The sequence below is a fragment of the Devosia lacusdianchii genome (genome assembly GCF_022429625.1).
GTDB lineage: Bacteria > Pseudomonadota > Alphaproteobacteria > Rhizobiales > Devosiaceae > Devosia > Devosia lacusdianchii.
In genome coordinates this window covers 629,504-654,963 of sequence record NZ_CP092483.1, presented here as the reverse complement: position 1 = coordinate 654,963, position 25,460 = coordinate 629,504, and the positions used below count along the sequence as shown (strand labels likewise).

Genomic DNA, 25,460 nt, shown 5'->3' with positions numbered 1-25,460 from the left:
GGATCAGGCGAAATTGGCTAGGACGACGGCCATCGGCGTGCCGATCGCAAGGCGTGAAACCGGGCCGGACAGTGCAGCGCTCGCGGGGTCGATGGCGAAGACGCTGACGCAGTCGGAATCCTGGTTGGCGACCAGCAGGTGACGGCCGGACGGCGACACGGTCAGATCGCGTGGCGTGCGGCCGCCAGCGTCGTGCCGGCTGGATATCGCGGGGATACCGGTTGCCGGATCGATGGCCAAGACGAGGATTTCCTCGGATAGACGCAGCGAGACGAAGAGATGCCGACCGTCGGGATGGACGACGATCCCGGCTGGTTGCAGCGCGCCGCCAGCGGGGGCGGGAATGGCGATCGAGGCCAGTTCGCGCATGACGCCCGTGGCGCCGTCGTAAGACAGAGCGACAACAGTCGGGATCAGTTCGCTGACGACATAGACAAAGCGCCCATCGGCTGAGAAGAGGAAATGCCGCGGTCCGAGCCCGGCGGGAAAGCTGACGTCCAGCGCCGGCCGGCGGACCGGTTGAGCGCCGTCCAGGGCATAGGCGACAAGCTGGTCGATACCGAGATCGGCGACAAACAGGAAGCGCCCGTCCGGAGACGGCAATACGCAATGCGCGTGGGGCGATTCCTGCCGCGCGGTATTGGGGCCGTGACCTTCATGGCGCAGGCGGAAAGAGGCGGGCTCAACCCCGGTGGCGTCAAGCGGCACAATGGCAACGCCGAAATCGGGACCAGTGGTCCGATGCCCACCATAGTTGGCAACGAAGAGAGCGGCCTTGTCGGATGAAAGGCTAGCATGACAGCCGTCGCTGCCGCCGGCCGGCTGGGTGGAGATCAGGGTCAGCACGCCTTCCGCAGCATTGACCGACAGCGCCGCGACGGCGCTTTGCCGGCCGTCGTCACAATCGGTCACCGCATAGACACGCTGCTGAGCGGGGGCGGCGACCAGCCAGGTCGAATCCTCAAGGCGCAGCGGGGCGCCAATTCTCTCAAGCGCGCCGGTCGCATCGTCGAACAGGCAGAGCGAAACACCCTCACCATTGGCCGCCGCAAAGTGTGGCGCGGGCCGCGTGAGGCTGCCGATGACAGCACATAAAGCCAAGTAAACCCCCTCCGGGATGGGCGGCGGCACCGGTTCGGATACCACCGACGTCGCAATTGACAGACCTAGTATGGTAGTACTACAAAAGCTTGGCAAGAGGCTTTCAGGGCTAAAACGTGACCACAAAAACCATCCTCATCACCGGCGCTGCCATGGGCATCGGCCGGGCCGTCGCCGAGCTGCACGCCGCGCGGGGACACAATCTCATTCTCATGGATGTCGATGGGGGTGCCCTGCAGCGCACCGCGGCTACGCTGGGCGACAATGTCGTCGTCAGCGTTGGTTCAGTGGCCGATCCGGAAGCGAGTGAACGCGCCGTGGCTGCGGGCCTGGCGCGCTTCGGCGGGCTTGACGGCCTGTCGCACAATGCCGGTATTCAGCGTTACGGCGATGTGGTCGATACCAGTCTGGCGCTGTGGAACGAAGTCATGGCGGTCAACCTGACCGGCGCCTTCCTCGTCACCAAGGCCGCCATGCCGGCGCTGCGCGCCAGTCGCGGCGCGATCGTGTTGACGGCTTCGATCCAGGGAATGGCGGCGCAGAAGGGTGCACTGGCCTATGTCGCGGCCAAGCACGGCATGCTGGGCCTCGTCGCAGGCATGGCCATGGATGAAGCCGAACGGGGCGTACGCATCAATGGCGTGGCGCCCGGTTCGGTGGATACGCCGATGCTGCGCGACGCCATAGCGCTCGATCCCGATCCGGCCGCGCTGGAGAAGGTCGTCGACGATATGCATCCGCTCGGCCGTCGCGCCCGGCCCGAAGAAATCGCGGCGGTTATCGCTTTCCTCCTGTCGGACGAGGCCTCGTTCATGACCGGCGAGACGGTGCGTGTCGATGGCGGCGTGCTGTCGCGTATCGGCGGCGCTCCCAAGGCAAAGCCGGAGGGCGGCGCATGAAGATCGTCGACATCAAGGCCACCACGATTGCCCTGCCGCTCGAGGCGCCGCTGCGCCACGCCCATGGCGCGCATTGGGGGCGGTTCATCCGCACAATTGTCGAAGTCGTCACCGATGAGGGGCTGTCGGGCTGGGGCGAACTGGGCGGCGGCGGCGAGGCGGCGGAAGCCTCCATTCGCGGGCTGCTGCCTTATCTTAGGGGTCATGACCCGCTGCAGCTGGAGCAGTTGCGCTGGAAGATCATGAACCCGGTCGCCAGCCTCTACAACAATCGTATGCAACTGCATGCGGCGATCGAAATGGCCTGCATGGACGTGGTCGGCAAGGCCAAGAATATGCGCGCCTGCGACCTGATCGGCGGCGCCTTGCGGGAGTCGATCCCGTTTGCGAGCTATCTGTTCTACCGCTATCCGGGCGAGGGCTTTGGCGGCGAAGTGAGCGCTGACGAGATCGTGGCCGAGGCGCAGCGACAGAAGCGGCTTCATGGCTTTGCCACCCACAAGCTCAAGGGTGGCGTGTTTGCGCCGGACCATGACATTGAGGTGTATTCGGCACTGAGTGACGCCTTCCCGGGCGACCGCTTCAGGCTCGACCCCAACAATGCCTGGACCGTCGAGGAGGCCATTCGCGTGGCCGAGGCGATCAAGCCCGTGCGCAACGACTACCTCGAGGATTTCTGCTTCGGACTCGATGGTATGCGCCGTCTGCGGCAGCGCGTTTCGACGCCGACGGCGACCAATGTGGTCGTGGTCAATTTCGAGCAGCTTGCCGCCAATATCCGGCAGGATGCGGTCGACGTCGTGCTCCTCGACACTACGTTCTGGGGTGGGTTGCGGCAGGCGCATCGCGCCGGACAGGTGCTGGAAGCGTTCCAGTTCGGCGCCAGCGTCCACTCGTCGGGTGAGGCCGGTATCCAGCTCGCATCGATGCTGCATCTGGGTGCGGCGCTACCCAATATGAGCTTCGCGGCGGACGCGCATTATCACCATCTGCTCGACGACATCATCGTCGGCGGCAAAATGCAGTATCGCGACGGCCATATCGATGTGCCCAAGGGCCCCGGTCTCGGCGTCGAGGTCGATCGGGACAAGCTGGCCCGATACGCCGAGTATTTCCGCGAGGTTGGCGGCTATACCTATGATCGCGATCCGCAGCGTCCGGACTGGTATTCGATCCAGCCCGAAGCGCGCTTTGCCACCCCTCAATCCTTTGCCGGAGCACGCTGATGGCCAATGTGCAATTGCGCGACATCGTCAAAGTCTATGGGGACTTCGTGGCGGTCAAAGGCGTCGATCTCGACATTGACGATGGTACGTTCTGCGTCTTCGTCGGACCTTCGGGCTGCGGGAAATCCACCATCCTGCGCATGATTGCCGGGCTCGAAACCATCTCGCATGGCGACCTGCGCATCGGCGACCGGCTGGTTAACGACCTGCCGTCGCGCGATCGCGGCATCTCGATGGTGTTCCAATCCTATGCGCTCTATCCGCATATGAGCGTGCGCGACAATCTCGGCTTCGGCCTCAAGATTGCGGGCACCTCGGCTTCCGAGATCGAGAAGCGCCGGAGTGCGGCGGCCAGCATGCTCGGCCTCGACCCCTATATGGATCGCCGCCCCTCGCAATTGTCCGGCGGGCAGCGGCAGCGCGTCGCCATCGGCCGCGCCATGGTGCGCGAGCCCGATGTGTTCCTGTTCGACGAGCCGCTGTCCAACCTCGACGCCAAGCTGCGCAATCAGACACGCGTTGAGATCAAGCGGCTGCAACGGCAGCTCGGCGCCACGGTGATCTTCGTGACGCATGACCAGGTCGAGGCGATGACGCTGGCCGACAAGATTGTCGTGCTGAGGGATGGCCAGATTGCCCAAGTCGGCACGCCGATCGAGGTGTTCGAGCGGCCGCGCAACCAGTTCGTCGCCGGCTTCATCGGTGCGCCGTCGATGAATTTCATCGATGGCGTGGTGGCCAATGCGGGTGATCGCACGGTCATTCGTGCCGGCGGTATCGACATTCCCATCATGGCCGAGCGCTTCGACCTGCCGGCCGTCGGAACCCCTGTTGTCGTCGGCATTCGCCCGGAAGACATCGTGCCGGATGGGCATGGACAGGCTCCGGCGCTGGGCGTCGACATTACCGCCCAGATTGGTTTCGCCGAAATGCTCGGCAATGAAAGCCTGCTGTTCCTCGATTTCGGCGGCACCGAAATGGTGTCCCGCATGCAGCGGCCGCGACTGGTCGAGCCGGGCGAGACGATCACGCTGCGGATCGATGGCAGCCGGGTGCATCTGTTCGACAAGCAAACTGAGAATTCGGTGCTGAAAGCCTAGCGCCGGGTAACACCATGGGAGAGAGATAACAATGAAACTGAACCTGCTGCTGGCCTCGGCCGGCTTTGTGGCGCTCGCCAGCGCCATCACCCCGACCTTCGCGCAAGACATCACCCTCAACTACGACAAGAACGGCTGGGAGGCCGGGTTCGAGGCCCTGGCGAATGGCGCAAGCACCGCGTCGGGCATCAAGATCGTGCCGCAACTGCAGACGCCGACCGATCGCTACCAGGCCTTCGTGCAATCCTCCATTGCCGGCGGCAATACCCCGCCCATGTTCACCTGGTGGAATGGCAAGCAGCTCGACAGCCTCGTCGAGACCGGACAGATCGCCGATCTCTCCGCCGCCTGGGACAAGGCGATTGCCAATGGCGACTTCTCTGAGGCCGAAAAGGCCCTGGTGAGCGTCGATGGTGTGCCCTACGCCCTGCCGCTGAACCTGGCCCGCTGGCCGGTGCTCTATCGCAAGGACGCCTTCGAAAAGGCTGGCATTGCCGCTCCCCCGCAGACCTGGGAAGAAATGCTGGATGCCGCCGAAAAGCTGAAGGCAGCCGGCTATACCCCATTCAACGCCCCCAATGTCGGCGGCTGGATGGGGCTGATCTGGTTCTCCGAACTGATGATCCGCACCGACCCGGACGCGTTTGTCGGGCTGACCGACGGTTCGGTGCCCTATAACGGCCCCGAAGTGCATCGCGCCTTCGAAATCTGGGTCGACTTCTACGAGCGCGGTTACTTCACCGACCCACGCGAACAGGATGACTCCCGCTTTTTCGTTAATGGCGACGCGGCCATGTGGCTGATCGGCGAATGGGCGGCGGGCGTGGTCGAGACCAAGGGCCTGGTGCCGGGCGAGCAATTCAGCGCCTTCATCATGCCGACGGTGACGCCGGATGTCGAAAACTCCGTCATCTTCGAGGCCGCGCCGATCGTGGTATCCAAGCAGGCCATGGAGCAGACCCCGGAACTGGCGGCAGCCGTCGACTACCTGATGTCTGCCGAGGCCGGCAACGCACTGGGCGAAGCGCAAGGCGTCTATACCGGTAATCTCAAGGCAGAGGCGCCCAATGCCATCGTCGCCGAGGTCAATGCCATCGTCGCCGCCGAACAGCCGCGCAGCATCGTGCGGTGGTGGGAGGCCGTCCCGGCTGACCTCCAGGGCGACCTCGTCTCGCAAATGGGCGCCTTCATGCTCGATCCGACGGCCGAAAATGCCGAGCAGGTCATGAACGACATGCAGACGCTCAACGCCGATTATTGGGCCAACCAGTAGTTCCCAGGGCCGGCGCCCAGCGCGCCGGCCACTTCCCTGTCCCGGCGGAGGCCACAATGACAGAAGCCCCGACATTCAAGCTGTCGCCTGCCGTGCTGGAGGAGGCCAAGCGCCGGGAGCATGCGGCCAACCGGCGGACCGGGCGAGTCGCGCTACTGTTCATCGCCCCGGCCCTGCTGATGGTGGGGATTTTCCTGCTGGCGCCGGTGGTTTTCAACGTTGTGCTGAGCTTTACCAAGTGGCAGCGCTTTTCGGGTCTCGACGAATTTGCCGGCCTCGCCAATTACCAGCGGCTGGTCGCTATCCCCTACTTTTCCGAAGCGATGATCAACACGGCCATGTGGGTCGGCGGCGCGCTCATCCTGCCCCTGGCCTTCGGGCTCGGTCTGGCGCTGCTCCTGCGCGACATTCCGTTCCAGGAGACCTTCAAGAGCCTGTTCTTCCTGCCGCGCGTGCTGGCGCCAACCGCGGTCGGCACGCTGTGGTACTATGTCTATGCCCCGCATGGCGTGATCAACACGATCTCGGTCTGGGTCACCGGCCAGCCCAATGATTTCGGCTGGCTGTTCGAGGCCAATACCATCACGCCAGCGATCATCTTCACCTTCGTCTGGCAGACGCTCGGCATCACCATGGTGCTGTTGCTGCTCGGCCTGGCGGCCATCCCCAAGGACCCGATCGAGGCGGCACGGGTCGATGGCGCTTCGTCCTGGCAGATTTTCCGCCACGTGATTTGGCCGCTGCTGCTGCCGACAGTGTTCGTGGTGACCATTCTCAATGTGGCAGCCGGCTTCACCGCCTTTGACCTGCTCTGGGTCATGGCCAATGGCTACCCGTCGCAGCGGACGCTCTCGCTGGCCGTCTACATGTATTACGAGACCTTCTCCAAGAGCAGCTGGGCCTATGGCGCTTCAATCGCCGTAGTGCTGAGCGGCATGGTGGTGATCGTCAGCTGGGCGCTGGCCAGCATGCAAAGCCGCGTCGAAGACCGCATCCGATAGCGAGACCCAAATGGCAGTCGATACCAGCGACCCAGCATTCATTGCGGCCCTGATCGAAAAGGAGAAGCGCTCCAAAAGCCTTGGCCTGCCACGGCTGGTGCCGGCGGTGTTCCTGCTACTGGTCTATCTGGTGCCGTTCTATTACCTGTTCGTCACGGTCTTCAAATCGACCGACGAGTATCTCAATTCTGGTGTACTCGACCTGCCGCGGTCGCTGTCACCATTCGTCGACAATGTGGTCCAGGCCTGGACCATGGCCGATATGGGCCGCGCGGCGTTCAATTCGTTGAGTTACGGCCTGCTCGGTGCGGCACTTGCCGTTGGCCTTGCCGCCGCCGCTGCCTTTGGCCTCACGCGGTTGCGCCTGCGCAGCGCCAATGCCTGGTTCATGCTGATCTTTGCGGGCACGCTGTTCCCATTCCAGATGTATCTGGTGCCGCTGTTCTTCGGCTATCAGCGCCTCGGGCTGATCAACAGCTGGTTCGGTATGCTGCTGATCTACACCGCCATCTGCATCCCGTTCCCGCTGCTCGTGCTGCGCAATGCCTTCAGCTCAATCGGCCGCGAAATCGATGAAGCCGCGCGCATCGAGGGTGCCAGCGAATGGCGGGTATTTCGCTCGATGATCGTGCCCAATGCCAAGGGTCCGCTGATTGCGCTATTCCTGCTGCAATTCACCTTCATCTGGAACGACCTGCTCTTTTCCTCGATCCTGGCCAACGGACCGCAGGTGCGCTCGATCATGACCGCACTGCAGTCGCTGCAGGGAACCTATGCCTCCTCGGGCCCAAATGTTGTGGTCACCGCCAGCCTGATCAGCAGCATCCCGACGGTTCTGCTATTCGTATTCCTGCGAAAGCACTTCATGTCGGGCCTGCAACTGGCCGGGAATTAGCTTCATGACGAGAGGGCGGCCTGTGAGCGCAAATGGTGGACTAGAAGAATTTCAGGCCGTGCATCGGCAGGATCGCGGCTCCATCGCCTCACAGATCTACGAACTATTGCTCCAGCGCATTCTCGATATGGAGCTCAAGCCGGCCGAAGAATTATCCGAGGCACGTCTTGCCAGCGAGATGGGGGTGTCCCGCACGCCGGTGCGCGAAGCACTGGCGCGGCTGGCGCGGCGCAATCTGGTCGACGTCTATCCGCAACGGGGTACGCTGGTATCGCCGATCAGCATCCAGCGCGTGGCCAAGGCGCGGTTCATCCGCGACGCATTGGAGCGTCCGCTGGTAAGGCTGGCGGCGGAAAACCTGACCGATGACATCGCAGCCTTGCTGGCCCGCGAGATTGCACTGCAGAAGACTTTCGCCAATCTGGGCGACGATCGCAGCTTCATGCAATCGGATGACCAGTTCCACGCGCTAATCGCCAAGGCGGCCGGATACGAGTCGATCTGGGAAGATGTGGCGGAAGCCAAGTTCCACATGGACCGCATTCGCCGGCTGTCGCTGATGAGCAAGAAGCGCATGCTGCACATTACCGATGAGCACATGGAAATCTATGACAGCATGCGGGCGCATGATGTCGCACTGGCCGAGGCCAGCATTGTTCGTCACCTGCAATCTGTATTCACCGACATCGACGTGATCCGGCGCGACCATCCGGAGTACTTCTCCAATGCCAAGCTGCCGCGGAACGATATGCCGTGAGCCAGGTGGTCCGTATCAGCAGCGCCTTCTGCAGCGCCGAAATCATTCCGCTCGGCGCCATGCTCGCCCCGGTCGAGTTCAACCTCGGCGAGAAGCGCGTGCGGCCGCTGGCTATCGCCCCTTGGGCTGACGATGCGCCGTCAGCACTCGCGACCATCCCGCCGATCCTGCGCTCGCTGCGCGGCGAGTGGCCCTGCGTCCCATTCGGCAGCGCCGAGCCGCCACCGGGATTGCCTGATGCCTGGAGGGACAGTGCCGGCAAGAGACCCGACTGGCACCAAGACAGCCATGGCTTTGGCGCCAATAACGAGTGGTCTCTGGTCGAGCAGAGCGAGCACGCGGCGGTTCTTGCGATCGACTATCCCTCGACACATCCGATTGCCCGGCTGACCCGCCACGTTTCTTGCGATCTGGGGGCGCCCAGGCTGCGTCTGCGGCTCACTGTCGAGGCGCGCGAGGATGTGGCCATGCCCGTCGGGCTGCATCCGGTATTCCGCCTGCCCGCCAATGTCGGCGGCGCACGATTGGTGCTGCCGCCGCAAACACGGTGCTGGAGTTTTCCGGTCGCAGTGGAGCCTGGCAAGACTGCTGCACAGCCGGATCAGCGGGATGTTGCGCCGGAGCATTTGCTTGGCCGCGATGGGGCGGCGTTCGACTTCCGGAACCTGCCCCTGCCAGGGAATAGCGAGGATCTGCTGCTGCTGACCAAAACCGGCGGGCAGATCACGCTTGAGAATCATGCCGAAGGGTATGCCGCCAGTCTCAACTGGGATGCCGGCGCCCTGCCCTCGTGTTCGCTGTGGCTTTCCAACCGGGGACGCGGCTTCTATCCTTGGAACAGCCGGTTCACGGCCATCGGCATCGAACCGGTGGCGGCACCCTTCGACCTTGGACCGTCATGGGCAGAGGGTGACAACCCGCTGCACCGTGCAGGTGTCCCAACCAGCGTGCGGTTGTGCCGGGGGCAGCCATGGAGCATCGAATACAGCATTGGCTGTCAGGCGCTTTAGGTGCTTTGGAGGCACGACCAAAACGTGAACAGCTCTCTTTACAAGGGGGAAAGGGGCGGATAAAAATAGGACTTAATTCCGTCGTAAGACATATTTCCTCTCCTTGAGACTTCGCCATGCTATCACACAGAGCCATATGGGACGGGATCGACGCGCTGGCGCGGCGGCACGGCCATTCGGTGTCGGCTCTTGCCAAGCTGGCGGGACTGGATGCCACGGCCTTCAACGTATCCAAACGCGTCAGCAAGGACGGTCGTGAGCGCTGGCCATCAACGGAGAGCCTGTCCAAGGTGCTCGACGCGACCGGGGAAAGCTTCGACTCATTCTGGTCAGGCGGCACGTTCTTGCAAATGGCCGAGTCCAACACCAAGCAATCGGTACCGCTGCTGGGGTTGGCGCAGGCCGGGTCGGGCGGTTTTTTCGACAGCGCCGGGTTTCCAGCTGGTCAAGGCTGGGATGAAGTCGCGTTGCCCTCGTCGGGCGAGGCGGGCATTTATGCGCTTGAGGTGCAGGGCGATTCTATGGAGCCGCTCTACCGCGAGGGCGACCGGATCGTCGTGTCGCCAACCGAGCAGGTACGGCGCGGCGATCGCGTCGTGGTCAAGACGCGGGACGGCGAGGTGATGGCCAAGATCCTGGCCCGGCAGACCAACAAGCAGATCGAACTGCATTCGCTCAATCCCGCCTATGGTCCGCGTATCATCGAAGTGACCGATGTGGAGTGGATCGCCCGCATCATCTGGGCCAGCCAGTGAGGATCACTGCGGCGACCCAGGCGGACACTGCTGATTGGGCGGCGCTGCGCCAGGCGCTGTGGCCAAGCCATGAGCCCGGCGCACATGAGGCGGATATCGCGGCATTTCTGGCCGATCCGACCGACACGATAAACCTGATCGCCCGCTTGCCGGATGGCCGCGCGGTGGGACTGGCCGAGGCAGCGCTGCGCCACGATTACGTCAATGGGTGCAAAACCTCGCCGGTGGCGTTTCTTGAGGGCATCTATGTGGCGCCGGACTCTCGCCGCCTGGGTATTGCCCGTGGGCTAGTGATGGCGGTGGAGGATTGGGCACGCGCGCAAGGCTGCACCGAATTCGCCTCGGACGCTGCTGTGGGCAATCTGGAAAGCCACCGGATGCACGACGCATTGGGCTTTAGCGAGACCCAACGCGTCGTCTATTTTCGTAAGGTGCTTGGGCCATGACGGACGCAGCAATCGACGCCAAGCGGATCGCCAGTGTGGCGCGCTGTTTCGATGCGACCGGGCGGTTGCAACGCTGGCCGTCCAAGCGGACGGACCAATTGCTGGTGCTGTGGGTGGTGTGGTCCTACCTGCCAAGCGATGTCCAGCTCAGCGAGCCGGAAGTCAGCTCCATGCTGCGCGATTGGCATGAGTACGAGGACTATGCGCTGCTGCGGCGCGAATTGTGCGATCTCGACATGATGCGGCGCACGTCGAACGGGCGTGTCTATCGCCGCGTTGAGCATGACATGCCGGCCGAGGCGCGCCTGCTGGCGGAGCGGTTTGCATCGCCGCAGGCTCGGGCATAGTGCCGCCGGTAACTGGTCGGGAACCCGCGTCGAAAAGCTGACGCGGGCGCCTGATCAGGCCGATGATTACTCGCAGCCAGCGCGCCGGAACATATCGGCGACGATGATCGGGGTGGCCGGTGTTTCGGACCAGCGTTCGCGGTCAGGCGCCGCGACCGTCAGTGCCGCAAGCGCGACGTTCTCATCCAGATTGAACGAATTGGTGCAGCGCACCGGCTTGGCGCCACGCTGCTGCGCTTCCGAAACCATGAGGCCGGTCGTTTCGCCCACGCCGGCGAGATAGGCGATCAGGGTCATGCGGGCATTCGCGTCCGTTCCGGCGCGGGACGCCATCTCGACGACCTGGGCAACCGAGATCTGCCCTTTGCTGGTGGTGGGTGCCGCCTCGGCAGCGGTGGGAACAGCAAGCAACAGCAGGGTGAGGGCGGCGGAGGGCAAAAGACGCATTTGGACGTTCCTTATGGTTCGATGCGGCCATATTCTTTTGCAGTATTTTATTATTGTCAAACGATAATTCTTGGTCTAGATGTCGATCATTCTGGAGACATGCTCATGATCGATACGAAGGCCGACCCACTGCATGCCGGGCACTTTGCCGGCTTCAGCATTCCCGTGACGTCGCGAACGGCACGCCTGTTCAACCTTCTGGCCGTCGCCGCAGTGGTGATCGCGACGGTGCTGCCGTTGGCGGTGGTGCTCTATTGGATGTTGGTCGAGCAAAGTGAGATCGTGCGGCTTAACGGCTTTGCTGCCAGCGTGCTGGCAGAATTCGACGCCTTGCAGCGGCTAGCTGCGGCGGCGATCAGCGTTGCGACCATCCTCCCACTATCCTGGGGGCTGATGCGGTTGCGAGTGTGCTTCATCGAATTCGCGCAGGGACGACCCTTCGCGGCCAGAGGCATTGCCGGCCTGCGCGATTTCGCCACCGGCATGGCGCTCGCGGCTTTGGCCAAGCTCGTCGGCTTTACCCTGCTCACGCTGGTGCTGACCTGGAATGCTCCGCCCGGCATGCGGCAGCTCGCCATTCAGTTCAATAGTGACATGCTGATTATGGGGTTGTTTGCGGCGACGGTGGCCGCATTGGGCTGGGCGATGGAAAAAGCAGCCGCCATTGCTGAAGAAAACAGCCAGTTCGTGTGACGGCATGGCGATCAGGATCAATCTCGCGGTCATGCTGGCCAAGCGCAACGCCAAGTCCAAGGACCTGGCCGAGTATATTGGCATTACCGAAGCCAATCTCAGCCTGCTCAAGCAGGGCAAGGTCAAGGGCATCCGCTTCGATACGCTGGATGCCATCTGCCGCTATCTCGAATGCCAGCCGGGCGACATCCTGGAGCATGATGCGGCCGTTGTGACGGCCGACTGATTACCTGCCACAGCAGGTATTGGTGGTGTGGCACATGTTTTCGTAGTCCATGTGCCATACCATTTTGACTTAGCCGAGAAACTTGCCAGTCAGGGCGTCAGCAATCAGCTTGCGGGTGTTGTCGACGCCGTAGAGTGCGGCAAACGAGCCGAAGCGGGGGCCGCGCTCCTGCCCGATCAGCACCTGATAGAGCATCTGGAAAAACTCCCCGGAAACGCCGGGGCCACCATTGGGGCTCTTCTTCGTGTGATCCTGGTAACGCTCGAAAGTGCGCGCCACGTCGAGAGCAGTATTCTGGATGGTTTCATTGTCGGCGTCAGCCGGCAGGGCCCCGAAGGCAGCCGACAAAGCTTCGAGCGCGCTCCGTTCGACATCATCAGGCGCGCGATAGGCCTTTTTAGCGAAATCGCGGAAATAGCGCATGGCATAGCCGACCAGTGCGTCCAGATGCGGATGCGTTTTGGCCGAGACACCGGGCGCATAGGCGGAAATATAGCCCCACATCACCTCGGGCGTTTCCGGGTTTGAGGCCGTGGCCAGGTTCAGCAACAGCGCAAAGGTGACTGGCATATCGACCTTGGGCACATTGCCGAAGTGGACATGGAATGCCGGATTTTCTACCCGCTCGGCCGCCTCCTGACGCTCGAAGGCGGCGACGAAGCTGTAATATTCGTCGACGGCGCGCGGGATGACATCGAAGTGCAGCCGCTTGGCGGTACGGGGCTTCTGGAACATGTAGAGGCCCAGGCTCTCATTGCCCGCATAGGTCAGCCATTCGTCAATGGTCAGGCCGTTGCCCTTAGACTTGGAAATCTTCTGGCCTTCGGCATCGAGGAAGAGCTCGAACACATAGTGCTCGGGCGCCTTGCCGCCGAGGATTTCGCAAATCTTGTCGTAGATATGGGCGTTGGTCTGGTGATCCTTGCCGAACATCTCGAAGTCGACGTCGAGTGCGGCCCAGCGCATGCCGAAGTCCGGCTTCCACTGCATCTTCACATGGCCGCCGGTGACCGGAACGGTGGTGTCGCGACCGTCCTCGTCCTCGAAAGTCACCGTGCCGTCCTTGGCGTTGACTTCCTTCATCGGCACGTAGAGCACGCGGCCCGAAATCGGGGAGATCGGCAGGAAGGGGCTATAGGTGGCCTGACGCTCAGCGCCGAGCGAAGGCAGCATGACCTTCATGATGTCGTCATAGCGCTCGGCGGCCCGGCGCAGCACGGTGTCAAACTTGCCGGAGCGGTAGTAATCGGTGGCGCTGGCGAACTCGTAGTCGAAGCCGAAAGTATCGAGGAACCGGCGCAGCATGGCGTTGTTGTGATCGCCGAAGCTGGCGAACTCGTTGGTCCAGGGATCAGGCACCGAGGTCAGCGGCTTTTGCAGATGCGGCTCCATGGCCTCCTTGGATGGCACATTGTCCGGAATCTTGCGCATGCCGTCGAGATCGTCGGAGAAGCAGATCAACCGGGTCGGAATCTGGTCGCGGGTGAGCAGCCGGAAAGCCGTGCGCACCATGGTGGTGCGGGCCACTTCGCCGAAGGTGCCGATATGGGGCAGGCCCGACGGACCGTAGCCGGTCTCGAACAGGGCCTCCTGCTTGCCCGATTTCTCCAGGCGCTTGACCAGTTTCCGGGCTTCCTCAAACGGCCAGGCACGGGCAGTCTGGGCAGCGTCAAAGAACGCAGGGTCGAGAACGGGCAAAGGAGCGGGCGACAAGGGTTACGCCTTTCAGGGATTGCAGGGACCGGCGTGTGTTGCATTCCCGTGCCCTTGCGTCAACGTTTCTGGGCCCTGGAAGCACCGCATTGTCGCAGACGCTTGCCAAGCAGGCGCAGCACGCCTAGCTATCGGCAGCAAAGCCAGACGGGAAACACCTCATGCCCAACGCCGCCCATGACGCGCTCATCCACCTGATGATCCTGGCCGCTTCGTCCGACAGTGCCATGACGGACAAGGAGCTGGTGCGCATCCAGACCCTGATCGGCCGGCTTCCGGTGTTCGAGGGGTTCGACAAGGCTCGCCTGACCGCGGTGGCCAATAATTGCGCCGACAAGCTCAATGGCCCTGGGGGACTCGACCAGGTGATGGACGACGCCATCGCGGCGCTGCCGGTCAAGTTGCAGGACACGGCCTATGCGGTGGCGGTGGAGGTCGCGTCGGTGGACCTCTATCTGGAGCAGGAAGAACTGCGCTTTCTCGAGCTTCTGCGCGACAAGCTCGACATCGACCGTCTGACCACGGCCGCGATCGAAGCGGCGGCACGGGCGCGGCACAGGCGGATGCCAAGCTGACCTGCGTCCACGATGGAGACCTCGCTCTATCCGCCGGTCAAGGCCTTCCTCGAGCAGGCCGGCTATGAGGTCAAGGGTGAGATCGGCGGCTGCGACCTGATCGGCCTGATCCCGGACGACCCGTCGGTCATCGTGGTCTGCGAACTGAAGCTGACCTTCAATCTCGAACTGATCCTGCAGGCGGTCGATCGGGCCGCCATCGCCGACGAGGTCTGGATCGCCGCACGGATTTCCGCCAAGGGCAAGGGCCGCGAGGCCGACACGCGTTATCGCGACCTGTGCCGGCGGCTCGGCATCGGCATGCTTGGCGTGTCCGACATGGGCGTGGTCAGCGTGATCGTCAATTCCGTCACCCCCATGCCGCGCACCAATCCCAAGCGCCGGTCGCGCCTGGTGCGCGAGCATCAGCGTCGGCGGGGCGATCCGGCGCTGGGCGGGAGCACGCGGACACCGATCATGACCGCGTATCGTCAGCAGGCACTGATCTGTGCCGAAGCGTTGTTCGATGGCCCGCTCAGGCCGAGGGACATCAAGCCCAAGGCGCCCGATGCCGGCAAAATCCTGCTTGGCAATGTCTATGGTTGGTTCGAGCGCGTGCGCAACGGGGTCTATCAGTTGACTGAGACGGGTCGCGAGGCTGTCGCGCGGCAGCGGGAATCGCGGCTGGAATTGCCTCAGTAGAAGCCTATGGGGAACCAGCGCAGGTACAATTCGTCCAGCGTACCGTTGTCCTTGAGCCTGATCAGCGCCCAATCGATAGTGTGGCGGATGGCGTCGTTGCCGGCCGGCAGCGCAATAGCAAGACCTTCGCCGAATAGGTTCGGCCGGAAATAGGGGTCGCCGGCAAAGCCGCAGCAGTTGAGGTTTTCATTGAGCCAGAACGAGGCGCGCATGGCGTCACCGAAGAAGGCGTCGGCCTGATCGTTCTGCACCGCGGCCAGAGCCTCGACCTCGCCGGCAAACGGGCTAATCGTGGCTTGCGGCAGGTAGCGCCTGACGAAGGTTTCGTGCGTGCTGCCGGTGCGGACGGCGATAGTCTTGCCGACCAGCGCATCGGGGTCGAAGCCTTCTATGTCAGCGGCGCGGGTGACGAAACGCCCCGGCAGCGCCAGATATGTGGCGGAGAAATCGAAAAGCTCGCCATTGGCGGCGGACATATCAAGGCCGGCAATCAGCGCGTCGCCCTGATTGTCGCCCAGCGCACTGGCCGCCTGCTCCCAAGGCCATGCCTGGATGGTGCAGGCGACATTGACCTCGGCGCAGATGCGCTTGGCAAGATCGATATTGAAGCCGATGAGTTCGCCGCCGGCGTCGCGAAAATTGAAGGGCGGGAAATCGGCGGTGGTCAGGAAACGGATCGCGGCCACCGGGGTGGAGCTGGGCAGCAGTTCGCGCGCGCTGGGGTCGGCGTGGTAAGGGAGGGCTTGGGCGAAGGCGGGGGTGGCGAGAAGCGATAGGGCAAGCGCCACCAGTGCGCGGCTCCACCCCCTCCTACCTCCCCCATCAGAGGGAGAGGTTTCGCTCCACTCGTTGTGCCGGATCGTATGACGAACGCTGAACGGCACCTCCCCCTCGATGGGGGAGGTCGGGAGGGGGTGGGGCAACACACGCAGCACCATGGACAGACCTAAACCTGATCCAACCCATACATCAGATCGGCGATCAGATCATCCGAGCTCTCAAGCCCGACCGACAGGCGCAGCAGGCCGGGGGTAACACCGGTTTCGAGCCGAACTTCCTCGGTGAGGCGGGCGTGGGTGGTGGTGCGCGGATGGGTAATCAGCGACTTGGCGTCGCCCAAATTGTTGGAAATCAGGATCACGGCGAGACTGTCGGACAGCGTGAAGGCCGCTTCCTGCCCACCCCTCACATCGATGGCCAATAGTGTCGAACCGCGCGTCATTTGACGCTTGGCAAGGTCATACTGGGGATGGCTGGGATGATGCGGGTAGATGACCCTCGCAACCTTGGGGTGACCGGCCAGAGCCTCGGCGACCTTTTCGGCGCTATCGGTCATCTGGCGGATGCGCAGCTCGTAGGTTTCGAGGCCCTTGAGCAGCACCCAGGCGTTGAAGGCGCTGAGCGTCGCGCCGGTCTGGCGCAGGAAGGTGTGAACGTCGCCCTCGATCAGGGCCTTCGAGCCCAGAACAATGCCGCCCAGAACCCTGCCCTGCCCGTCGATATGCTTGGTGGCCGAGTAGGTAACGAGATCGGCGCCCAGCTGCAGCGGTTTCTGGTACAGCGCGGTCGAGAAGACATTGTCGACGATGAGCTTGGCGCCATGGGCATGGGCGATATCGGCCACGGCCTGGATATCCACCAGTTCCAGCGTCGGATTGGTCGGCGTCTCGATGAACACGACTTTGGTGTTCGGGCGCATGGCGCGGGCGAAATTTTCGGGGTCGCGGCCATCGACAAGTGTCGATTCCACGCCGAACCGCGGCGCGTAATCTTCCACCACATAGCGACAGCCGCCAAACAGTGCCTGGGCGGCAACGATGTGGTCACCGGCTCGAACCTGGCTCATCACCGCGTTGGTCACCGCTGCCATGCCGGAGGCGAAGGCGCGGCCGGCCTCGGCGCCCTCGATCAGCGCCATGCGCTCCTGGAACATGTCGACGCTGGGATTGGCGAAGCGCGAGTAGTTGTGGCCGCCCGGAATCTTGTTCTGGAACAGCAGCTCGGCGTGCTCTGAACTGGGATAGGAGTATCCCGAGTTCAGGAAGATAGCTTCGCTGGTTTCGTTGAAGGGCGAGCGCTTGCCGCCGCCATGCACCATCTGGGTCGCTGCAGAATGCAGTTTCGGATCGAGCAGGGGGTTCTTTTCTCGGGACATAGGTCACGCTTTCCAACAAAAAACCGGCACGCAAACTGGCGGCCGGTTTCAAACGGTCTTTAGCAACTTGTTTTAAGTGGCTGCAAGCGACCGGCCAAATCACCACTGACTTGTGATGTAAGGCCAATTGGCTGTTGGCGTCAATTGCAGGGGTTGCTAGGGAAACTGCAGAAGCACCGCGGGAAGCGCAAGAGCATGGACAAGCAGCAGGCCTGGCCGCAGGGCGTCTTTCCGGCGCGGTTGATCGAATTGTTGCGCAGCCAGGGCTCGATCATCGCGGCGCGGCCGTTCGATGCCGACCAGGTGCAGCCTGCCAGCCTCGATCTGCGCCTTGGCGATGTCGCCTATCGTGTGCGGTCGAGTTTTTTGCCGGGACCCAGCCATTCGGTCGCCGAACGCATCGAAGCGCTCAAGCTGCACGAAATCGACCTGACCAAGGGCGCGGTGCTCGAGCGGGGCTGCGTCTATCTGGTGCCGCTGCAGGAAAGCCTCGACCTACCCGAGGCCGTCAGCGCCTCCGCCAATCCCAAGAGCTCCACCGGACGACTCGACGTGTTCACCCGCGTCATCGGCGACCGGGCCCGTGGCTTCGACCAGATGCCGGTGGGCTATGAAGGGCCGCTGTATCTCGAGGTCAGCCCCCGCACCTTCCCGGTACTGGTGCGGACCGGCTCACGGCTGAGCCAGATGCGGTTCCGCAGCGGCGACAACCGCCTGACCATTGCTGAGCACCAGGCGCTGCATGCCAGCGACACGCTGGTCTTCGACAATAGCGTGCCGGTGGGCGAGGGTGTGGCGCTGTCGATCGACCTCAAGGGCGCCGGTCGCGACGGGCTGGTCGGCTTCCGCTCCAAGCGGCACACCGCCGTGGTCGATGTCGACAGGAAGGGCGCTCTCGACGTGCTCGACTTCTGGGAGCCGCTACACAATCGAGGTCGCGAAGAGCTGATCCTCGACCCGGACGAGTTCTACATCCTGGTCAGCGACGAAGCGGTGCATGTGCCGCCCAGCCACGCCGCCGAAATGGTGCCGTTCGATCCGCTGGTGGGCGAATTCCGCGTGCATTATGCCGGCTTCTTCGATCCCGGTTTCGGCCATTCCTCGGCCGGTGGCACGGGGAGTCGCGCGGTGCTCGAAGTGCGCAGCCGCGAAGTGCCATTCCTGCTTGGGCACGGCCAGACCATTGGCCGGCTGATCTATGAGCGCCTGGCGGAAACGCCGGACCGTCTCTACGGCTCGGCGCTGGGATCGAACTACCAGGCGCAGACGCTGAAGCTGTCCAAGCACTTCAAGCCCTACCCCGGCTAGCCGGTGGCCTGCTATCCAGTTTTCGCCACATTCGCGCTTTGCGGCGTCGAACGCCGCGCGGTTGTGCACAGCCGGCGACGAAAATCGTGACTTAAATCTTTCTGTGGCACGAAAGGTTTAGATTCACGATCCGGCGCATTTTGCGGTGTCGATCGCGACCCTCACAAAATGGCCGCGTTCACACATTTAGTTTACCGGACATCCAGACGAACAATTCGTGACTGACGCTGGCCTCATGGTCAGTTGTGTGGCTCTCGATATCTGCCTGGAAGCAGTCGTTGTTTGCGTAAGATTTCCAAACTCTGTTCGGCTGCAGGATAATAACCTGCGGTCGGATCGCTTCTCTATGGCTGGAGTGCCTCCGCATGAATTTCTTAGCCCTTCTAGGCGAGCCAAGCTTCCTCAAAGGCGGCATCCGGATCGTCCACTTCATCGGACTCGCGTTGGGGCTGGGCACGGCGACTTTCCTCGATCTGCTGATGCTGCGGTTCATGGTGCGCAGCAAGGTCCGCCCCACCCATGTCCAGGCCTTCAATTTCGGCACCAAGATCGTAACGGCGGGGCTGGTAATGCTGTGGATCAGCGGTCTTGGCTTTCTCGGCTATTACGGCCTGTTCGAGGCCGACAAGCTGGCCAATCCGAAAATCTGGGCCAAGCTCAGCGTAGTGGGCGTGCTGACCGCCAACGCCGTCTATCTCCACAAGGTAGTGCTACCCATGGTGGAGCAACAGGTATCGCGCCCGCTCTTTGCTGGCTTGAGCGTGCAACAGCGCATGTTGATGCTCGTGGGCGGCGCCACTTCGGCCACGTGCTGGTATGTGCCGGTGGCGCTGGCCACGATTCCGCAGTTCAACAATTCGATCCCGGCCAACCAGATCTGGGCCTGTTTCTGTGCATTGCTGATCGCCGTCAACGCCATCGCCGTTGCCGGGCTGTTTGCTGGCAAGCTGGTATCGAGCCGCCGGCCGGCCCCGCTCAACAGCCCAATCATGGACGAACTTCGCTAGGGCATCGCACCTGGCTGCTGGGTCACGCCTGCAATAGCCACACCCGCTTGACGCCCTGCCTAAATTCCCGCATCTATCGCCCCGCAGGCGGGTGTAGCTCAATGGTAGAGCAGAAGCTTCCCAAGCTTACGACGAGGGTTCGATTCCCTTCACCCGCTCCAGAAAATCACGTAAGTGATTGATTTTTCATATCTTTTTCATTTTCTGGATTTTGGCGATGAGTCCTGCGGGGATACCTGCGGTGAGACTTGGCCTGCTCCGAACCGGTGAACACAGGCCGGAGGCACTTGCGGGGCTGCCACAAGCAATTCAGTAATATGAGCATGGTCAGAAAGCCAGTAAACGTTGGCGAACATTTAGAGCAGTTGCGGGAGCCCATAGTTAAATCGGGTGGTTTTACGCCGACCGAACGCCACTTGGCCAAGCTTGCGTCGCGTACATTTCTTGAACTTTGGTCATATCCAAGCCCATTCCGTGACCAGCTCTCTACTGGGATCACAGATGGGAAAGAAATTTGCGACCTCATGGTGGTGTGTGACCCGCACATCATCCTGTTCAGCGAGAAAAACATAAGCTGGTCAGATAAGGCGGCCGATATTGCCTGGCCTCGGTGGTTTAGGAAGGCTGTTCTCGACGCGGCAAAACAGCTGGCTGGCGCAGAAAGGTGGATCCGTGACCACCCTGATCGCATCTACTTAGACCACGCTTGTCAGCACCCTTTCCCGTTGCCGTTGCCGCCACCTGAACGCCGGAAAATTCACAGAGTCGTTGTTGCTGGTGGCGCGGCGAAGGCCTGTGTTGCTCGCTTCAACGGTGGCACCGGAAGCTTCGCCATCGATCCCGAAATTACGGGCAATCAGCATATCGATCCAGCAGGCCAGCCGTTTGTCATTGGTGACGTTCAGCCCGAAGGTGACTTCATTCATGTTCTGGACGAGGCATCGCTCGATGTTGTCATGCATGAAATGGACACCATCACCGATTTTGTTGAGTACCTAGAGAAGCGTGCCAAATTCCTGCGCTCTGGAAATTTGGCTCTTGCGCACGGCGAAGAGGATCTCATCGCTTACTACGCAACGCGCATCAACGCTGACGGTGACCACGACTTCACCGCGCCCCATGGCGGCGCCTGGTCGTCAGAAGACCGGCTGGTCATAGATGGGGACGCATACCCTAGCTTTGTGAATGATCCTCAGTACGCCGCGCGGGCCGAAGCTAACAAGCCGTCTTACTTCTGGGATTTCCTGATTGAAAATTTCACGAAGCACATGATGGGGGGCACCTCGATCGTTCTCCCCGGCTTCGAATACAAGTTGACCAATAGCGAACTGGCCGTGCGTCACATGGCGCTGGCGAACCGTTTCGAAAGGCGGAACTTTGGCAAGGCGTGCATAGGCGCCTTGGAGATTGGCCAGAAAAAGGAAACTTTCTTCCGGGCCATGATCGGAGCCGAAGGCTCAAAGGGCGCGGAGACTGGCTTCTTCTTTCTGACACTCAAATATCTTGATTGGATGGAGAAGAAGGGGGGCTATGAGCACTACCGCTTAGCTCGAACTGCCTATCTACAGATCTACGCTCAGGCGCTGCTGATGAAGCACCCCTATCTGGATAGGGTAATCGGTGTGGCGATGGAGCCGCCAAATCAGGGGAGAGGCGCTTCAGAGGATTGCGTGTATGCCGCGCAGCACGATTGGACAGACGAGCAGCGGGCTCGAAATCAGGCAGACTGCGACCGAATTGGGATCATGCAGCATCTGAAAACGCGCACGCCCCAAGAAAGCGAATTTCCGAAGGTAACACGGCCGCCAATGCATGATCTGGGTTATCCCGGCTACGGCAACCGGAAAGAACGTAGAGCTGCTGCCGCATTGAGAAGGGGGCGTCGCTAGTGCAAGCGTTTACACTGACAGGCACTTCAGGTCGCGGTTGGACAGATGACTGCGTCGCCTGCTTCGCGCGACATTCCTACAGTTCTATGCTGTTCGGCGGGCATAAGCTGCCACTGCACCAGTGGTCTTGGGCCGGTGATACCTGCGGGGGCCCCTACGGTGCTACCTAATCCGCTCCGAACCCATATTGTTCAATGGTTTCAACAGTACAGGTGAAGGGTTACGAGCCCTTCACCCGCTCCAATCCCCAGCATACTGGCTCACACCGCCCCGCCGTAACGCGCCTGGCGCCGCTTGCAAGCAGCGCCATTTGCTCCGGCGGATGTCGTTGGGCGCACTACTCCGCAGAGCCGCTATGCGGTTTTGTGATTAGCTGCTGTGCAGATTCCAAACTTGCACTTGTTTTAGGCTCCGGCATAACTACCGGCGATGCCCAATTGCGATCTGTCCATCCTGATCATCGATGAAAATCGCATCCGCGCCTCCATCATCGAGGATGGGCTGCGGGAGGGTGGGCACACCCGGGTGGCGGTGATCCATGACGTCAACGAAGTGGCCCGCACAATCCAGAGCGAGGCGCCCGATGTCATCGTCATCGACCTCGAAAATCCCAAGCGTGACACGCTGGAGCACTTCTTTTCGCTGTCGCGCGCCATTCAGCGCCCTATTGCCATGTTCGTCGATCGCTCGGATGGGGCGATGATCGAGAAGGCCGTCGAGGCCGGCGTGTCCGCCTATGTGGTGGACGGGCTCAAGAAGGAGCGCGTCAAGCCGATCCTCGACATGGCGATCTCGCGCTTCAACGCCTTCGCGCGACTGACGCGCGAGCTGGAACAGGTGCGCGGCGAACTCGAGGATCGCAAGATCATCGACCAGGCCAAAGCCATCCTGATGAAGACGCGCGGCATGAGCGAGGCGGACGCCTATGCCCTACTCCGCTCCACCGCCATGAACCAGAACCGCAGAATGGTCGACATCGCTCAAAGCCTGATCACGGCCGCGACGTTGCTTGGGCCATCGTAGGAACGCTCATGTCCACCACCCAGATCACCGCCGGCTTCCTGCCCCTACTCGACAGCATCCTGCTGGTACTGGCGCGGGAGAAGGGTTTTGCGGAAGACGAGGGACTGGGCCTGACGCTGGTGCGAGAAACCAGTTGGGCCAATATCCGCGACCGTGCCGCGCTCGGGCATTTTGATATTGCCCAGATGCTGGCGCCGATGCCGCTGGCCACCAGCCTCGGCCTCACACCTTTGGCCATGCCAATGATCGCACCCGTGGTTTTGGGCCTGGGCAATAATGCGGTAACGGTCAGCGATGCGTTGTGGCGGGCCATGGCCGACCAGGGCGCGCCAGATGACCTCGACCCGACCCTGACCGGGGCCGCGCTTGCCAAGGCGGTGCAGGCGTCACCGCGCAAGCTGCGGTTCGGTGTGGTGCATCAGACCTCGTCGCATAATTACGAATTGCGCTACTGGCTGGCGTCCAGCGGCATCGTTCCGGACCGGGATATCGAGATCGTCGTCTTGCCGCCGCCCCTGTTGCCGGATGCGCTGGGGGCCGGCGGGATTGACGGCTATTGCGTCGGCGAACCCTGGAACAGTATCGGGGTGGCAACCAAGGGCGGACATATCGCGACCGCCAAGGCGCTGATCTGGCGATCGAGTCCCGACAAAGTCGTGGGCATGCGCGAGACCTGGGCCGCCGATCATCCGGACCTGGTGGCCGCAATCATCAGGGCTGTCTATCGGGCCGGCCTCTGGTGTGCCGAACCGGACAATCGGAGCGAAGCGGCGGCGATTATGGCGGGAGCCGCCTATCTCAATGCTTCGTCCGAGATTGTCGGCCGAGCCCTGACCGGCACGCTCGATATCGGCGGCGTGTTGCGGCAGGTGCCGGACTATTACATTCCTCACGCCAGTGCCGCCAACTTCCCATGGAAGAGCCACGCTCTCTGGTATTACAGCCAGATGGTGCGCTGGGGTGAAGTGCCGGCGCGTACAGAAAACGCCGCTGTCGCCGCAGCGTGCTTCCGGCCGGACCTCTATCGGAGCGCTCTCGCCCCGCTTGGGGTGGCGGTACCTGATGACGACTACAAGATCGACGGCCTGCGCGGCAAGCCGGGCAAAATCGTCACGGGGAACGGCTCCTTGATGATGGGGGCGGACCTGTTTTTCGATGGTCAGATTTTCGACCCGAGTGCGCTGGACAGCTACATTGCCAGCCAAACGGCGCGCGGTTGATTCACATTTGAGCACACCACACACATGCGCATCTTTTAGGCATACTGGTGTAGCTTTGATCTGTCCAAATTGCGGAGGGTAAGCTATCTACCAAGGCGAAATTCGCCAAACTACTGACAATCCACAAAATTGCCGCGCAGTCACGATTTGGCACGCTTCGTGCAACGTCCTTGGCAAAGGCGCTCCTCCCAAGACGCTCCTTGAACAGTCGACGTCCAACGATGGGCGTCATCCAGGCAAAGCTGCCAACAGGTCTTCGCGCGGTCACCACTGCTGCGCTGATCCGTTGGCGGCTTTTTTGTTTTTCCGATCGGTGCAGATGGAGAACTTTATGACGACGCTGACCACCCGCCGCAGCTTTCTCAAAGCGGCCACGGCAACCGCTGCGACCCTGGTCGCAACCAGGGCGCTGTTCCCCTCGGGGGCCTTCGCCCAAAGCAATGGCCCCGAGGTTACCGGCGCCAAGCTGGGCTATATCGCACTGACCGACGCATCAGCGCTGATCATCGCGCAGGAGAAGGGGCTGTTCGCCAAGCATGGCGTGCCCGACGTACAGGTGCAAAAGCAGGCATCGTGGGGTGCAACGCGCGACAACCTCGTGCTCGGTGGGGCTGCGAACGGTATCGACGGCGCGCACATCCTGACGCCCATGCCCTACCTGATGACCGCTGGCACCGTCACTGGTGGCACGCCGGTGCCGATGTCGATCATCGCCCGGCTCAATCTCGATGCGCAGGGCATCTCGGTCAGCCAAGCCTATAAGGATTCCGGTGTCGGCGTTGACGCGTCGCCGCTCAAGCAAATCTTCGCCGAGCGCAAGGCCGCTGGCACCGAAGTCAATGTCGCCATGACCTTTCCGGGCGGCACACATGACCTGTGGATGCGGTACTGGCTTGCCGCGGGCGGCATCGATCCGAACAGCGAAGTTTCGCTGATCACCGTGCCCCCGCCGCAAATGGTCGCCAATATGAAGGTGGGCACCATGGACGCGTTCTGCGTGGGCGAGCCGTGGAACGAGCAGCTCGTCAACCAGGGCGTCGGCTTCACCGCCACCACGACGGGCGAGTTGTGGAAGGGTCACCCTGAAAAGGCGCTGAGCCTGCGCAACGACTTCGTCGAGGCCAATCCGGTGGCAACCCAGGCCATCCTGATGGCGGTTATGGAAGCGGCGCAATGGGCTGACCTCACCGAGAATAAGCAGGAGCTGGCGCAAATCCTGGGCAAACGCAGCTGGTTCAATATTCCGGCCGCCGACGTCGCCGGTCGCCTCAAGGGCGACATCAACTACGGCAATGGCCGCGTGGAGACCGCCACCGGGCTGGAAATGAAATTCTGGAAGGACCATGCGTCCTATCCGTTCAAGAGCCACGATGCCTGGTTCCTGACCGAAAACGTGCGCTGGGGCTATCTGCCGGGCACGACCGACATCACCGCATCGGTTGATGCGGTGAACCGCGAAGACATCTGGCGCGCTGCCGCTGCGGCGCTGGGCGTTGCGGCTGCCGACATTCCCGAGGGTACGTCGCGCGGGTCTGAGACCTTCTTTGACGGCAAGGTGTTCGATCCGGCCAACCCCTCGGCCTATCTCGAAAGCCTCGCCATCAAGGCAGTGGTCTAGGGCGATGACGTCTCCGTCGACACCCTCCCCCTTGTGGGGAGGGATCAAGGGTGGGGGATGGGAGCTCGAATATCGTGGCTCTCACACCCCCGCCC

At 62.2% G+C, this 25,460-nt stretch carries 26 protein-coding genes, 1 tRNA gene and 1 riboswitch; of the genes, 22 read left to right on the top strand and 5 right to left on the bottom strand.

Translation table 11 applies throughout. The features are described from left to right. Positions 1–3: 3 nt before the first annotated feature. On the bottom strand, positions 4–1,101 hold the full coding sequence (locus MF606_RS03205) for a lactonase family protein (RefSeq protein ID WP_240232215.1): 1,098 nt from the start codon (positions 1,099–1,101) through the stop codon (positions 4–6). Between the two features lie 116 nt (positions 1,102–1,217). Here MF606_RS03205 and MF606_RS03200 point away from each other — a divergent pair, with 116 nt between their 5' ends. The 11 genes from MF606_RS03200 to MF606_RS03150 all read left to right on the top strand — a co-directional run bounded on the left by MF606_RS03200 (position 1,218) and on the right by MF606_RS03150 (position 10,810). Then, on the top strand, positions 1,218–2,000 hold the full coding sequence (locus MF606_RS03200) for an SDR family NAD(P)-dependent oxidoreductase (protein WP_240232213.1): 783 nt from the start codon (positions 1,218–1,220) through the stop codon (positions 1,998–2,000). Further along, positions 1,997–3,226 (top strand): enolase C-terminal domain-like protein, encoded by a 1,230-nt coding sequence (locus tag MF606_RS03195; RefSeq protein ID WP_240232212.1) that lies wholly within the window; start codon positions 1,997–1,999, stop codon positions 3,224–3,226. Before MF606_RS03200 ends, MF606_RS03195 begins: the two co-directional genes overlap by 4 nt. After that, complete coding sequence (locus tag MF606_RS03190) at positions 3,226–4,326, top strand: ABC transporter ATP-binding protein (RefSeq protein WP_240232210.1); 1,101 nt, start codon at positions 3,226–3,228, stop codon at positions 4,324–4,326. The genes MF606_RS03195 and MF606_RS03190 overlap by 1 nt, the downstream gene beginning before the upstream one ends. Before the next feature lie 31 nt (positions 4,327–4,357). Further along, positions 4,358–5,599 carry an ABC transporter substrate-binding protein gene (locus MF606_RS03185; protein ID WP_240232209.1) on the top strand — a complete coding sequence of 414 codons (1,242 nt, stop codon included), beginning with the start codon at positions 4,358–4,360 and terminating at the stop codon, positions 5,597–5,599. A gap of 56 nt (positions 5,600–5,655) precedes the next feature. Continuing rightward, positions 5,656–6,600 (top strand): carbohydrate ABC transporter permease, encoded by a 945-nt coding sequence (locus tag MF606_RS03180; protein ID WP_240232208.1) that lies wholly within the window; start codon positions 5,656–5,658, stop codon positions 6,598–6,600. Positions 6,601–6,610: 10 nt separating this feature from the next. Next, positions 6,611–7,495 (top strand): carbohydrate ABC transporter permease, encoded by an 885-nt coding sequence (locus tag MF606_RS03175; protein ID WP_240232207.1) that lies wholly within the window; start codon positions 6,611–6,613, stop codon positions 7,493–7,495. Between the two features lie 22 nt (positions 7,496–7,517). Further along, positions 7,518–8,252, top strand: a complete 735-nt coding sequence (locus MF606_RS03170; protein WP_240232205.1) for a GntR family transcriptional regulator — start codon at positions 7,518–7,520, stop codon at positions 8,250–8,252. After that, positions 8,249–9,262 carry an aldose epimerase family protein gene (locus MF606_RS03165; protein WP_240232204.1) on the top strand — a complete coding sequence of 338 codons (1,014 nt, stop codon included), beginning with the start codon at positions 8,249–8,251 and terminating at the stop codon, positions 9,260–9,262. The genes MF606_RS03170 and MF606_RS03165 overlap by 4 nt, the downstream gene beginning before the upstream one ends. Before the next feature lie 116 nt (positions 9,263–9,378). After that, a complete protein-coding gene (locus tag MF606_RS03160; RefSeq protein ID WP_240232203.1) occupies positions 9,379–10,017 on the top strand; it encodes a S24 family peptidase in 639 nt (212 codons plus the stop codon). 2 nt (positions 10,018–10,019) lie between these two features. Beyond that, entirely contained in the window at positions 10,020–10,463 is a 444-nt protein-coding gene (gene aac(6'), locus MF606_RS03155; protein WP_420842256.1) for an aminoglycoside 6'-N-acetyltransferase, read from the top strand. Then, positions 10,460–10,810, top strand: coding sequence for a DUF2087 domain-containing protein (locus MF606_RS03150; protein WP_240232201.1), 351 nt, complete (start codon positions 10,460–10,462; stop codon positions 10,808–10,810). Before aac(6') ends, MF606_RS03150 begins: the two co-directional genes overlap by 4 nt. Positions 10,811–10,876: 66 nt before the next feature. On the opposite strand, the gene MF606_RS03145 is transcribed toward MF606_RS03150, so the two are convergent. After that, entirely contained in the window at positions 10,877–11,257 is a 381-nt protein-coding gene (locus MF606_RS03145) for a chlorophyllide reductase (RefSeq protein ID WP_240232200.1), read from the bottom strand. Between the two features lie 105 nt (positions 11,258–11,362). Here MF606_RS03145 and MF606_RS03140 point away from each other — a divergent pair, with 105 nt between their 5' ends. Beyond that, the gene (locus MF606_RS03140) at positions 11,363–11,950 is read left to right on the top strand and encodes a hypothetical protein (RefSeq protein ID WP_240232199.1); all 588 of its coding nucleotides are present in this window, start codon (positions 11,363–11,365) and stop codon (positions 11,948–11,950) included. 4 nt (positions 11,951–11,954) lie between these two features. Further along, positions 11,955–12,176, top strand: coding sequence for a helix-turn-helix domain-containing protein (locus MF606_RS03135; RefSeq protein WP_240232198.1), 222 nt, complete (start codon positions 11,955–11,957; stop codon positions 12,174–12,176). Positions 12,177–12,245: 69 nt separating this feature from the next. Here the strand turns inward: MF606_RS03135 and MF606_RS03130 are convergent, their stop codons facing one another. Continuing rightward, positions 12,246–13,889 carry a lysine--tRNA ligase gene (locus MF606_RS03130; RefSeq protein ID WP_240232197.1) on the bottom strand — a complete coding sequence of 548 codons (1,644 nt, stop codon included), beginning with the start codon at positions 13,887–13,889 and terminating at the stop codon, positions 12,246–12,248. A 161-nt stretch (positions 13,890–14,050) separates the two neighbouring features. Here MF606_RS03130 and MF606_RS03125 point away from each other — a divergent pair, with 161 nt between their 5' ends. Continuing rightward, positions 14,051–14,464, top strand: a complete 414-nt coding sequence (locus MF606_RS03125) for a tellurite resistance TerB family protein (protein WP_240232196.1) — start codon at positions 14,051–14,053, stop codon at positions 14,462–14,464. 12 nt (positions 14,465–14,476) lie between these two features. Then, entirely contained in the window at positions 14,477–15,145 is a 669-nt protein-coding gene (locus MF606_RS03120) for a DUF2161 domain-containing phosphodiesterase (protein WP_240232195.1), read from the top strand. Here the strand turns inward: MF606_RS03120 and MF606_RS03115 are convergent. Together MF606_RS03115 and metZ are read right to left on the bottom strand one after the other, a co-directional pair. Next, complete coding sequence (locus MF606_RS03115) at positions 15,139–15,933, bottom strand: transporter substrate-binding domain-containing protein (protein ID WP_240232194.1); 795 nt, start codon at positions 15,931–15,933, stop codon at positions 15,139–15,141. The two genes, MF606_RS03120 and MF606_RS03115, sit on opposite strands and share 7 nt — an antisense overlap. Positions 15,934–16,091: 158 nt before the next feature. Next, positions 16,092–17,300, bottom strand: a complete 1,209-nt coding sequence (gene metZ / locus MF606_RS03110; RefSeq protein ID WP_240232193.1) for an O-succinylhomoserine sulfhydrylase — start codon at positions 17,298–17,300, stop codon at positions 16,092–16,094. Positions 17,301–17,340: 40 nt separating this feature from the next. Beyond that, positions 17,341–17,416: riboswitch (SAM riboswitch) on the bottom strand. Positions 17,417–17,495: 79 nt separating this feature from the next. Between metZ and MF606_RS03105 the strand changes: the two genes are divergently transcribed. From MF606_RS03105 to MF606_RS03075, 7 genes are all read left to right on the top strand, one after another. Next, the gene (locus tag MF606_RS03105; protein WP_240232192.1) at positions 17,496–18,608 is read left to right on the top strand and encodes a 2'-deoxycytidine 5'-triphosphate deaminase; all 1,113 of its coding nucleotides are present in this window, start codon (positions 17,496–17,498) and stop codon (positions 18,606–18,608) included. Positions 18,609–18,973: 365 nt separating this feature from the next. Next, on the top strand, positions 18,974–19,615 hold the full coding sequence (locus MF606_RS03100; RefSeq protein ID WP_240232191.1) for a hypothetical protein: 642 nt from the start codon (positions 18,974–18,976) through the stop codon (positions 19,613–19,615). 87 nt (positions 19,616–19,702) lie between these two features. Continuing rightward, positions 19,703–19,776, top strand: a tRNA-Gly gene (locus MF606_RS03095). Between the two features lie 156 nt (positions 19,777–19,932). Beyond that, a complete protein-coding gene (locus tag MF606_RS03090; RefSeq protein WP_240232190.1) occupies positions 19,933–21,504 on the top strand; it encodes a hypothetical protein in 1,572 nt (523 codons plus the stop codon). 429 nt (positions 21,505–21,933) lie between these two features. Further along, positions 21,934–22,527, top strand: coding sequence for an ANTAR domain-containing response regulator (locus MF606_RS03085; protein WP_240232189.1), 594 nt, complete (start codon positions 21,934–21,936; stop codon positions 22,525–22,527). Positions 22,528–22,535: 8 nt separating this feature from the next. Beyond that, on the top strand, positions 22,536–23,747 hold the full coding sequence (locus tag MF606_RS03080) for a CmpA/NrtA family ABC transporter substrate-binding protein (RefSeq protein ID WP_240232188.1): 1,212 nt from the start codon (positions 22,536–22,538) through the stop codon (positions 23,745–23,747). Positions 23,748–24,066: 319 nt separating this feature from the next. Continuing rightward, positions 24,067–25,365 (top strand): CmpA/NrtA family ABC transporter substrate-binding protein, encoded by a 1,299-nt coding sequence (locus MF606_RS03075; protein ID WP_420842237.1) that lies wholly within the window; start codon positions 24,067–24,069, stop codon positions 25,363–25,365. The last annotated feature ends 95 nt before the right edge of the window (positions 25,366–25,460 follow it).